A 9,954-nucleotide genomic window follows, 5' to 3' on the forward strand; every position below is an offset into this window, starting at 1 on the left:
CGTCCGGTGCCCCTCGCGCGGTTTGTGACACACACCTGCCTGTTAGGCTTCGCCGAGCCTGTGCGGCCTGCGCCGTACGGGCTCGACCATGACCCTGCTGGGCCGTACTGAGAAGAGGGACTCGTGCTAGGCGCGTTTGCTAACGCCTTCCGGACGCCGGACCTGCGACGCAAGTTGCTGTTCGTGCTGTTTGTCATCGTGCTCTTCCGATTCGGCTCACAGCTGCCGGCGCCGGGCGTCAATGCCGCCAACGTCCAGCAGTGCATCGAGGGCGTGAAGGACGACAGCGTCTACAACCTGATCAACCTGTTCTCAGGTGGCGCGCTCCTGCAGCTGACGATTTTCGCGCTCGGCATCATGCCGTACATCACCGCGAGCATCATTCTGCAGCTGCTCGTGGTCGTGATCCCGCGCCTCGAGGCCCTCAAGAAGGAGGGTCAGGCAGGGCAGACCAAGATCACGCAGTACACCCGCTACCTGACGCTCGCCCTCGCGCTGCTCCAGGCCACCGGCATCGTCGCCCTGGCCCGTTCGAAGCAGCTGCTGCAGGGCTGTGAGCGCGACCTGCTCTACGACAACGAGAGCGTCCAGGTCTTCCTCGTCATGGTGATCACCATGACTGCGGGCACCGCCGTCATCATGTGGCTCGGCGAGCTGATCACGGACCGCGGAGTCGGCAACGGCATGTCGATCCTGATCTTCTGCCAGGTCGTCGCGACCTTCCCGGCTGCCCTCTGGCAGGTCCAGGCCACCAAGGGCTGGTGGACCTTCGGCATCGTCATGGTGATCGGTCTGATCATCGTCGCCGGCGTCATCTTCATCGAGCAGTCCCAGCGGCGCATCCCGGTGCAGTACGCCAAGCGCATGGTGGGCCGCAAGATGTTCGGCGGCAGTTCGACGTACATCCCGCTCAAGGTGAACCAGGCCGGCATCATCCCGGTCATCTTCGCCTCGTCGCTGCTCTACCTGCCTGCAATGGCGGTCCAGTTCAACCAGGGTCAGAGCCCCCAGCCGAAGTGGGTCCAGTTCCTCAGCGACTACTTCGTCGGCGGCGACCACCCGCTCTACATGGCCCTCTTCTTCGGCCTCATTGTCTTCTTCACCTACTTCTACGTCTCGATCACGTTCAACCCGAACGAAGTTGCGGACAACATGAAGAAGTACGGCGGCTTCATCCCCGGGATCCGGGCGGGCAAGCCGACCGAGGACTACCTCGGGTATGTCCTTTCCCGGATCACGCTGCCGGGAGCTCTCTACCTCGGTCTGATCTCGCTGGTTCCGTTGATCGCCTTCGCGGTGATCAACGCGAGCCAGAACTTCCCCTTCGGCGGCACCTCCATCTTGATCATGGTCGGTGTTGCGCTGGACACGGTGAAGCAGATCGAGAGCCAGCTCCAGCAGCGCAACTACGAAGGGTTCCTCCGCTGATGCGTCTTCTTCTCATGGGTCCGCCAGGCGCGGGCAAGGGCACTCAGGCCGTCGACCTCGCCACGAGCATCGGTGGCGCCCACATCTCCACCGGAGACATGTTCCGCGAGAACCTCGCGAACGAGACCGACCTGGGCAAGCTCGCCAAGCAGTACATGGACGCCGGCCAGTACGTCCCCGACGAGGTCACCAACGGCATGGTCCGCAACCGCCTCGCAGAGCCCGACGCCGCGGCGTTCGTGCTCGACGGCTACCCGCGCACCGCAGACCAGGTCGTCGAGCTCGATGACATCCTCGCGTCGCTGGGCGCCAAGCTCGATGGCGTCATCTCGCTCGTGGTCGAGGACCGTGAAGAGCTGGTGCAGCGCATGATCAAGCGCGCGGAGACCAGCGGCCGGGCCGATGACACCGAAGAGGTCATCCGCCACCGCCAGGACGTGTACGACGCGGAGACCGCCGCGCTCGTGCCGCTCTACCGCGATCACGGCATCCTGCACGAGGTCGACGGCATCGGCACGATCGACGAGGTCGCTGCGCGCATCGCCGCAGTGGTCGACTCGCTGCGGGGCTGACGGATTCGATGGCCCTTCGCGATCGCGGTGTCGAGATCAAGACGCCCGAGCAGATCCGCCTCATGCGGAAGGCCGGGCTCCTGGTCGGCGAGACCCTGGAGCTGCTTCGCTCGTCCGTCCGGGCGGGGACCAGCACCGCGGAGCTCGACGCGATCGCGGAGGACAACATCCGCTCCCACGGGGGCATCCCGTCCTTCAAGGGCTACAGCCACCCGCCGTTCCCGTCGTCGATCTGTGCATCGGTCAACGACGAGATCGTGCACGGCATCCCCAACCAGCGGGTGCTGAAGGTCGGCGACATCATCTCGATCGACTGCGGCGCGATCGTCGAGGGCTGGCACGGCGACGCCGCGATCACCGTCGCGGTGGGCGAAGTCGCGCCTGACGTCGCCGAGCTGATGCGTGTGACCGAGGAGTCGCTGTGGCGCGGCATCGCTGCGATGCGTCTGGGCGGGCGCGTCACCGACATCTCCGCAGCGGTCGAGTCCTACGTCCGCAGCCAGCCCCACCCCGGTGGCGGCAGCTGGGGCATCCTCGAGGACTTCACGGGCCACGGCATCGGCTCCGAGATGCACATGGCTCCGAACGTCCCCAACTACGGCCGGGCCGGCCGCGGTCCCAAGCTCGAGCGTGGCCTGGCGCTCGCCATCGAGCCGATGGTCACCCTCGGTTCGCACCGGTGGAAGACCTACGACGACGAGTGGACGATCGCCACTGCCGATGGCAGCTGGGCTGCCCACTACGAGCACAGCATCGGTCTCACGGCGAGCGGCGCCTGGGTGCTCACCGCGCTCGACGGGGGAGAGGCCCGGCTCGCCGAGCTCGGCGTTCCCTTCGGCGGCCTTCCCGGCTCCGCCTGATCAGGGGCCTTGTCGGGGAACAACCCGAGCCGTCCGCAGGTTGCAGCACCGTGACCCCGGCCCACCCTCACCTGTCCGTCCTCGACCTCGTGCCGGTGCGGGCGGACCAGTCCACCCGCGATGCGGTCTCCGCCTCGCGAAGCCTTGCGCAGGTTGCGGACCGCCTCGGCTTCCGCCGCTACTGGGTGGCGGAGCACCACAACATGCCGGGCGTCGCCGCCACCAACCCACCGGTCCTGATCGCGATGATCGCCGCGGCAACGTCGCGGATCCGGGTCGGTTCGGGTGGCGTGATGCTCCCGAACCACGCCCCGCTCGTCGTCGCCGAGCAGTTCGCGCTCCTCGAGGCGGCGCACCCGGGACGGATCGACCTCGGCATCGGCCGGGCTCCGGGCACGGACCCGTTGACCCGCTATGCGCTGCGCGACGGGGCAGGATCGTCGGGGGAGGACCCGGTCGCCCGCTTCCCCGAGTACGTCGACGACGTGCGGCTGCTGCTCTCGCCGGACGGTGTCGGAATGCAGGTCGGGGGCAGGCTGCACCCGCTCCGCGCCACGCCTGCCGCCCGCAGCACCCCGGACGTCTGGCTCCTCGGGTCCTCCGACTACTCCGCCCGCCTTGCGGCGGAGCGGGGGCTGCCCTACGTCTTCGCGCACCACTTCGCCGGTCGCGGCACGGCCGAAGCGCTCGGGCTCTACCGCTCGGCGTACCGGCCCAGTCCTGAACACCCCGAGCCGCGGACCTTCCTGACCGTCAACGCCGTCGTCGCTGACACGTACGCCGAGGCGCAGCGCCTGGCCCTGCCCAACCAGCAGGCGATGGTGGCACTGAGGACCGGTTCCGACCTTTTCGCCCAGCGCCTGGTCGAGGATGCGGAGGAGGTCGGCATCGCTTTGGAGCACGAGCGGCTGGCGGCGGCGATGCTGCGTCGCTGGGTGATCGGGGACCCGGCAGCGGCCGCCGCGCAGGTGCGGGCCCTTGCCGCGACGTACGAGGTCGACGAGGTGATGATCCACCCGGTTGCGGGCGCGCACGTGGGCACGCCGAGGGAGGCTTCGCCGGCCCGTGAGGCGACGCTGGAGCTGCTAGCGCACGCCTTGTCCGATTAGGTGGAAGCGCGCCGATCTGACTAGACTTGCCTGTCGGCCCAACGTGGGTCCGTTTCGTGGTGCCTCGCGGCTGCCCGGTTCACAACTCCAGCATCGGTCACGATGCTGGCGCGTGCCCGGGGTAAATGAGGCTCATCGAGACGATTCACGAGGTCCACTCGTCCCGACGACGAGAGGTTCCCGGGCCACCGGTAGAGAAACACGATCAGTAAGGACGGCATGCCGAAGAAAGAAGGCGTGATTGAACTCGAGGGCGTCATCACTGAAGCCCTCCCCAACGCGATGTTCCGTGTGGAGCTGAGCAATGGGCACAAGGTTCTCGCTCACATCAGCGGCAAGATGCGCCAGCACTACATCCGGATCCTCCCCGAGGACCGGGTCGTGGTGGAGCTCTCGCCGTACGACCTCACGCGAGGTCGGATCGTCTACCGCTACAAGTGATCAGCAGCCGAACTGAAAGGTCCTTCTGATGAAGGTCAACCCCAGCGTCAAGAAGATCTGTGACAAGTGCAAGGTGATCCGTCGCCACGGCCGCGTCATGGTGATCTGCGAGAACCCGCGCCACAAGCAGCGTCAGGGCTGAGCTCCGGCTCACTCGCAGCCGGTGGCCTCGCGCCGCCGGTGCTCCACAACTGAACAACCACTCAAATCGAGTCGCTAGCCGCATCGAAAGACGCGGTGAAGTCACCTCCGGAACAGAGGCCGGAGCCTGGAGACCCATCCGGGACGCGACACGACCAGACACCTCTGTGAATTACCGAAGGGAAACGCCAGACAATGGCACGCCTCGTTGGTGTAGACCTCCCGCGCGACAAGCGCATCGAGATCGCACTCACCTACATCTACGGCATCGGCCGTACCCGCGCCCAGCAGCTGCTGGCCGCCACCGGGGTCAACCCGAACCTCCGCGTCCACGAGCTGGGCGACGAGGAGCTGGTCAAGCTCCGCGACGAGATCGAAGCCAACTTCAAGATCGAGGGTGACCTCCGTCGCGAGGTCCAGGCCGACATCCGCCGCAAGATCGAGATCGGTAGCTACCAGGGTCGCCGCCACCGCATGGGCCTTCCGGTCCGCGGTCAGCGCACCAAGACCAACGCTCGTACCCGCAAGGGTCCGAAGCGGACTGTCGCCGGCAAGAAGAAGAAGTGATCTAGCGCCCAGCGCTCAGATCCTTCTGATTCCTCGAAACTCACAGACCAGCCACCTCAGGAGATATTGAATGCCTCCCAAGAGCCGACAGGCTGCGGCGAAGACCAAGATTCGCCGCAAGGAGAAGAAGAACGTTGCTCAGGGCGAAGCCCACATCAAGAGCACGTTCAACAACACCATCGTCACCATCACGGACCCCACCGGTGCCGTGATCTCGTGGGCCTCTGCCGGCACCGTCGGCTTCAAGGGCTCGCGCAAGTCCACGCCGTTCGCTGCGCAGATGGCTGCGGAGGCCGCTGGCCGTCGCGCCATGGAGCACGGCATGAAGAAGATCGACGTCTTCGTCAAGGGCCCGGGTTCTGGTCGCGAGACCGCGATCCGTTCGCTCGGTGCCATCGGCCTCGAGGTCGGCACCATTCAGGACGTCACGCCCGCCCCGCACAACGGCTGCCGCCCGCCCAAGCGCCGTCGCGTCTGATCACCGAGACCTAAGGAGACAACTGAGTTATGGCTCGTTACACCGGCCCCATGACCAAGAAGTCGCGCCGTCTCGGTGTCGACCTCGTTGGCGGAGACGCAGCTTTCGAGAAGCGTCCCTACCCGCCCGGCCAGCACGGCCGCGGCCGCATCAAGGAGAGCGAGTTCCTTCTCCAGCTTCGTGAGAAGCAGAAGGCTCGCTTCACCTACGGCGTGATGGAGAAGCAGTTCCACAAGTACTACGTCGAGGCGAACCGTCGCTCCGGCAAGACTGGTGAGAACCTCCTCCAGCTGCTCGAGGCCCGCCTCGACAACGTCGTGTACCGCGCTGGCTTCGCCCGCACCCGCAAGGCTGCTCGCCAGCTCGTGGTCCACGGCCACTTCCTGGTGAACGGCAAGAAGGTCAACATCCCGTCGTACCAGGTGTCGCAGTACGACATCATCGACGTCCGCGAGAAGTCGCTGGAGATGACCCCGTTCATCGTGGCTCGCGAGACCCACGGCGAGCGCGTTGTTCCGGCGTGGCTGCAGGCCATCCCGGGTCGCATGCGGATCCTGGTTCACCAGCTTCCTGTTCGGGCGCAGATCGACCTGCCCGTCCAGGAGCAGCTGATCGTTGAGTACTACTCGAAGAAGTGATTCGACGGTAGGAGGTCCCAGACCGGGGCCTCCTGCCGAGCTCCACAACTTCCCTCACCTCGAAGTTCGGGTCCGTCAAATGGTGGTCGGTCCCGGGAAGGAATGAATCAGTGCTTATCGCACAGCGCCCCACCCTCTCCGAAGAGGTCGTCGACGAGTTCCGCTCGCGGTTCGTCATCGAGCCGCTGGAGCCTGGCTTCGGCTACACCCTCGGAAACTCCCTCCGTCGCACCCTGCTCTCGAGCATCCCGGGCGCCTCGGTCACCAGCATCAAGGTGGACTCCGTCCTCCACGAGTTCTCGACTGTCGAGGGCGTCAAGGAAGACATCACCGAGGTCATCCTCAACCTCAAGGCTCTCGTCGTCTCCTCGGAGAACGACGAGCCTGTCACGATGTACCTCCGCAAGTCGGGCGCCGGTGTTGTCACCGCGGCCGACATCCAGCCCCCGGCTGGTGTCGAGGTCCACAACCCCGAGCTCAAGATCGCGACGCTGTCCGACAAGGGCAAGCTCGAGATGGAGCTCGTCGTGGAGCGTGGCCGCGGCTACGTCTCCGCCGTCCAGAACAAGGGCGCTGACAACGAGATCGGCCGCATGCCGGTCGACTCGATCTACAGCCCCGTCCTCAAGGTGACCTACAAGGTCGAGGCCACCCGTGTCGAGCAGCGCACGGACTTCGACAAGCTGGTCATCGACGTCGAGACGAAGCCGTCGATCAAGCCCCGCGACGCCATCGCCTCGGCCGGCAAGACCCTGGTCGAGCTCTTCGGCCTGGCCCGCGAGCTGAACGTCGAGGCCGAGGGCATCGACATCGGCCCGTCCCCGATCGACGAGCAGCTGGCTGCCGACCTCGCCCTCCCGGTCGAGGACCTGCAGCTGACCGTCCGCTCCTACAACTGCCTCAAGCGCGAGGGCATCCACACCGTGGGTGAGCTCATCAGCCGCTCGGAGCAGGACCTCCTCGACATCCGGAACTTCGGTTCCAAGTCGATCGATGAGGTCAAGGGCAAGCTCGTCGAGATGGGCCTGTCCCTCAAGGACAGCGCGCCGGGCTTCGACGCCGCCGCCGCCCTCGCGGCGTACGGCGACGACGATGACGACACCTTCGTCGAGGACGAGCAGTACTGATCGCATCCGGATGCCGGCGCGGCACGTCCGCGCCGGCGTCCTGATCACCACCTGAAAATCGAGCGGCTCTCGCCGCTCGTCTACCCGGGTACCTGATACGGCCCGAGAGAAAAGAGAGAACCATGCCCGCTCCGAAGAAGGGTTACCGCCTCGGCGGTTCGCCCGCCCACCAGCGCCTGATCATCTCGAACCTGGCCACCGCCCTGTTCGAGCACGGCCGGATCACCACCACCGAGGCCAAGGCCCGTGTGCTGCGTCCCCACGCCGAGAAGCTGATCACCAAGGCCAAGAAGGGCGACCTGCACAACCGCCGCGAGGTCCTCAAGACCATCCGCGACAAGGGTGTCGTGCACGTCCTCTTCACCGAGATCGCCCCGCTCATGGCGGAGCGTCCCGGCGGCTACACCCGCATCACCAAGATCGGTCCGCGCAAGGGCGACAACGCCCCCATGGCGGTCATCGAGCTCGTGACCGAGGCGTTCTCGCCGAAGGCCCCGAAGGCTGCTCCGGCCGCTGAGGTCGTTGAGGCTCCGGTCGAGGAGACCGAGGTCGTCGAGACCGAGGTCGCCACGGTTGCTGACGTCGACGGCAACGCCGACGTCGCCGAGCCGCTCGAGGACGGTTCCGCTCCCGAGGGCTTCGAGATCAAGGGCAACAAGGACTCGATGAAGTTCCACACGCCCGCGTCGCAGTGGTACGACCAGACGGTCGCCGAGGTGTGGTTCCGCACCGAGGAGGCCGCTGAGGCCGCTGGCTTCACCAAGGCCGGCTGACACCAGCTCTGAATCGAAGGTCCGTCACCCCTCGGGGTGGCGGACCTTCGTGCATGTGCGGGTCACCCGTCCGGTGTGGGTACGACGCGGAGCGCTGTGGCGAGCCAGCTGCCGTCGCGGCGCTCGAGGGTCACGACGAGCCGGACCGCGTGCGAGCTGGGCTGCCCCTCGCCGATCTGAGTGCTCCCGGTCAGCCCGACCAGCACCTGGGCCCGGTCGGCGCGCAGGACGTCGAGCCCTGCGGCGATGACGCTGCCCTGCTGGGTCGTGCGCGACTCGGTCGTGCGGCGGATCAGCTCGGGGGCGGCTGCGTTGTAGGCCGCGCGGAACTCTCCGGAGCTGAGGGAGAGCACGCGCTCGATGTCGGCCGTCGGGTGCTGCCAGCTGAGGTCGGCATAGGCATCGGCGACCGCAGCTGCGGCAGCGAGTGCGGCCCGGGCGGGTGGGCGTGCGTCGACCACCGGCTGCTTCGGCGCGCCGGTCTCGAGCGAGGCGAGGAGCCATCGGCCGTGGCGGCTGTCCAGGGTGAGGACGGCCGACGAACCCGTGTCGCGACGACCCGCGGATGTGCTGAGTGACTGATCGACGAAGACCAGCACCGAGGCACGGGTCGCCGTCGAGCCGATGATGGCGGCGTCGACGACAGTCGCGCTGGCGCGCGCGTGCTGCTTCTCGGCGCTGACACGCAGGCGGCCGACGAAGTTGTTGTAGGAGCGCCGGAACGCTGGAGTCAGCAGGCTGCGGGTCTGGGCCGCGTCCTGGTCGAGCGTGCGGTAGTCGTAGCCCAGCACTGCCTCAGCGGCACCCTCGGCGGCAGCGATCAACGCCCGCCGGGCCGCTGGGCCGCTCGTGGCGATCGAGGACTCCCCGACGGCAGGGTAGGCGGTCGGGCGCTGGCCGAGGGCGCTCTCGCCCGATGGCTGACACGCCGCAGAGAGGGAGAGCCCGGCCGCCACGAGAACAGCGGGGACACGCTTCATGAGGGCAGTATGCCGCGTGAACCGCGGGCCAGGCGTGCGCGGTCACCCAGGTCCGCCCGCTGCCCCGACTCCCAGCCGTTGCGCCGCCCCGATCCGGTCAGGACCCGGGCCCGCCCGGTGCGAAGTCGGGGGTACTCGTGGTGCATCGCCTCGGTGACCAGCTCGGACCGGTCAGCGAGGACGAGCGCTGCGGTGCTGCCCGCGGCCGCGAACCGTGGAGCTGCCTCGGCGGCAGCCGCGCGCTCTGCGTCGGCGAGGCGCTGACCGACGGCATGGGTGAAGCCGGCCAGCCACGACCGGCGGAATGCAGCGGCGTGCTGGCCGCGGGGGACCGGTGTGCGGGTCAGGTCGCGGATCGCGTGCAGCAGCAGGCTCGTGAAGAGCACCTCGGAGCGGTCCAGGTCTCCCGCGTGGCCGAAGAGGTGGAGGGAGATCTCCTTGCCGTCATCGGTGTGCCGGACGCGGCGGACCGCCTTGCAGCGCAGCTCGTGGGCGATCACCGACAGCAGGTCCGCCTTGTCGGCGGCATACGGAGCGTCCAGCCCGATCACGCGGTCGCCGACCGGGTCGACCGAAGGATCATCGCCCGCCAGCAGCGCGCGATCGATGCCATACGCCGCGATCAGCGCGGCCGCCTTGGCGGTGTAGGACTCTGCCTCGGCAGGTGTCGTGGCAGGGTCGGCTGCCTTGGCGAGCAGCTTGCGGACCTTCGCCAGCATGGGGTCGCTCGTCGGATCGGTCATCAGGGCACATCCTTCCGGGTCGGGATGACGAGGCTGGCAGCGGCCTCCGACAGTCGGGGCAGGACTCGGCTCCGTCCTCCACAGGTCCCGTCGCCGA

The 9,954-nt window shown here is 67.3% G+C and carries 13 protein-coding genes; 11 read left to right on the forward strand and 2 right to left on the reverse strand.

The genetic code is table 11. The features are described from left to right. The first annotated feature begins 123 nt into the window (after nucleotides 1–123). The 11 genes from secY (at nucleotide 124) to rplQ (ending at nucleotide 8,134) form a co-directional block, all read left to right on the forward strand. Entirely contained in the window at nucleotides 124–1,428 is a 1,305-nt protein-coding gene (secY, locus tag D4739_RS08345) for a preprotein translocase subunit SecY (protein ID WP_120060193.1), read from the forward strand. Beyond that, on the forward strand, nucleotides 1,428–2,000 hold the full coding sequence (locus D4739_RS08350; RefSeq protein WP_120060195.1) for an adenylate kinase: 573 nt from the start codon (nucleotides 1,428–1,430) through the stop codon (nucleotides 1,998–2,000). The genes secY and D4739_RS08350 overlap by 1 nt, the downstream gene beginning before the upstream one ends. A gap of 8 nt (nucleotides 2,001–2,008) precedes the next feature. Beyond that, nucleotides 2,009–2,860, forward strand: a complete 852-nt coding sequence (gene map, locus D4739_RS08355) for a type I methionyl aminopeptidase (protein ID WP_120060196.1) — start codon at nucleotides 2,009–2,011, stop codon at nucleotides 2,858–2,860. 50 nt (nucleotides 2,861–2,910) lie between these two features. Next, complete coding sequence (locus D4739_RS08360) at nucleotides 2,911–3,969, forward strand: LLM class flavin-dependent oxidoreductase (protein WP_238473576.1); 1,059 nt, start codon at nucleotides 2,911–2,913, stop codon at nucleotides 3,967–3,969. A gap of 219 nt (nucleotides 3,970–4,188) precedes the next feature. After that, complete coding sequence (gene infA, locus D4739_RS08365) at nucleotides 4,189–4,410, forward strand: translation initiation factor IF-1 (RefSeq protein ID WP_056887142.1); 222 nt, start codon at nucleotides 4,189–4,191, stop codon at nucleotides 4,408–4,410. 28 nt (nucleotides 4,411–4,438) lie between these two features. Next, on the forward strand, nucleotides 4,439–4,552 hold the full coding sequence (rpmJ, locus tag D4739_RS08370) for a 50S ribosomal protein L36 (RefSeq protein WP_008361054.1): 114 nt from the start codon (nucleotides 4,439–4,441) through the stop codon (nucleotides 4,550–4,552). A 194-nt stretch (nucleotides 4,553–4,746) separates the two neighbouring features. Beyond that, on the forward strand, nucleotides 4,747–5,118 hold the full coding sequence (gene rpsM, locus D4739_RS08375) for a 30S ribosomal protein S13 (protein WP_120060197.1): 372 nt from the start codon (nucleotides 4,747–4,749) through the stop codon (nucleotides 5,116–5,118). A 70-nt stretch (nucleotides 5,119–5,188) separates the two neighbouring features. Continuing rightward, nucleotides 5,189–5,596 carry a 30S ribosomal protein S11 gene (gene rpsK, locus D4739_RS08380; RefSeq protein WP_120060198.1) on the forward strand — a complete coding sequence of 136 codons (408 nt, stop codon included), beginning with the start codon at nucleotides 5,189–5,191 and terminating at the stop codon, nucleotides 5,594–5,596. A 29-nt stretch (nucleotides 5,597–5,625) separates the two neighbouring features. Beyond that, nucleotides 5,626–6,234 (forward strand): 30S ribosomal protein S4, encoded by a 609-nt coding sequence (gene rpsD / locus D4739_RS08385; protein ID WP_120060199.1) that lies wholly within the window; start codon nucleotides 5,626–5,628, stop codon nucleotides 6,232–6,234. 110 nt (nucleotides 6,235–6,344) lie between these two features. Beyond that, nucleotides 6,345–7,361, forward strand: coding sequence for a DNA-directed RNA polymerase subunit alpha (locus D4739_RS08390; protein ID WP_120060200.1), 1,017 nt, complete (start codon nucleotides 6,345–6,347; stop codon nucleotides 7,359–7,361). Nucleotides 7,362–7,483: 122 nt separating this feature from the next. Next, the gene (gene rplQ, locus D4739_RS17430; RefSeq protein ID WP_120060201.1) at nucleotides 7,484–8,134 is read left to right on the forward strand and encodes a 50S ribosomal protein L17, sunset domain variant; all 651 of its coding nucleotides are present in this window, start codon (nucleotides 7,484–7,486) and stop codon (nucleotides 8,132–8,134) included. Nucleotides 8,135–8,196: 62 nt separating this feature from the next. Here the strand turns inward: rplQ and D4739_RS08400 are convergent, their stop codons facing one another. Beyond that, entirely contained in the window at nucleotides 8,197–9,114 is a 918-nt protein-coding gene (locus D4739_RS08400) for a hypothetical protein (protein ID WP_147384850.1), read from the reverse strand. Then, complete coding sequence (locus D4739_RS08405; RefSeq protein ID WP_120060203.1) at nucleotides 9,111–9,857, reverse strand: DUF2786 domain-containing protein; 747 nt, start codon at nucleotides 9,855–9,857, stop codon at nucleotides 9,111–9,113. The genes D4739_RS08400 and D4739_RS08405 overlap by 4 nt, the downstream gene beginning before the upstream one ends. Nucleotides 9,858–9,954: the final 97 nt, after the last annotated feature.

Origin of the sequence: Nocardioides cavernaquae, assembly GCF_003600895.1 — a bacterium.
GTDB lineage: Bacteria > Actinomycetota > Actinomycetes > Propionibacteriales > Nocardioidaceae > Nocardioides > Nocardioides cavernaquae.

Bases quoted from the DNA above. Each gene is read 5' to 3' on its own strand.
- rpsD (WP_120060199.1), top strand. From the start codon at position 5,626: ATGGCTCGTTACACCGGCCCCATGACCAAGAAGTCGCGCCGTCTCGGT.
- D4739_RS08400 (WP_147384850.1), bottom strand. From the start codon at position 9,114: ATGAAGCGTGTCCCCGCTGTTCTCGTGGCGGCCGGGCTCTCCCTCTCT.
- rpmJ (WP_008361054.1), top strand. From the start codon at position 4,439: ATGAAGGTCAACCCCAGCGTCAAGAAGATCTGTGACAAGTGCAAGGTG.
- D4739_RS08405 (WP_120060203.1), bottom strand. From the start codon at position 9,857: ATGACCGATCCGACGAGCGACCCCATGCTGGCGAAGGTCCGCAAGCTG.
- rpsK (WP_120060198.1), top strand. From the start codon at position 5,189: ATGCCTCCCAAGAGCCGACAGGCTGCGGCGAAGACCAAGATTCGCCGC.
- rplQ (WP_120060201.1), top strand. From the start codon at position 7,484: ATGCCCGCTCCGAAGAAGGGTTACCGCCTCGGCGGTTCGCCCGCCCAC.
- map (WP_120060196.1), top strand. From the start codon at position 2,009: ATGGCCCTTCGCGATCGCGGTGTCGAGATCAAGACGCCCGAGCAGATC.
- infA (WP_056887142.1), top strand. From the start codon at position 4,189: ATGCCGAAGAAAGAAGGCGTGATTGAACTCGAGGGCGTCATCACTGAA.
- D4739_RS08350 (WP_120060195.1), top strand. From the start codon at position 1,428: ATGCGTCTTCTTCTCATGGGTCCGCCAGGCGCGGGCAAGGGCACTCAG.
- rpsM (WP_120060197.1), top strand. From the start codon at position 4,747: ATGGCACGCCTCGTTGGTGTAGACCTCCCGCGCGACAAGCGCATCGAG.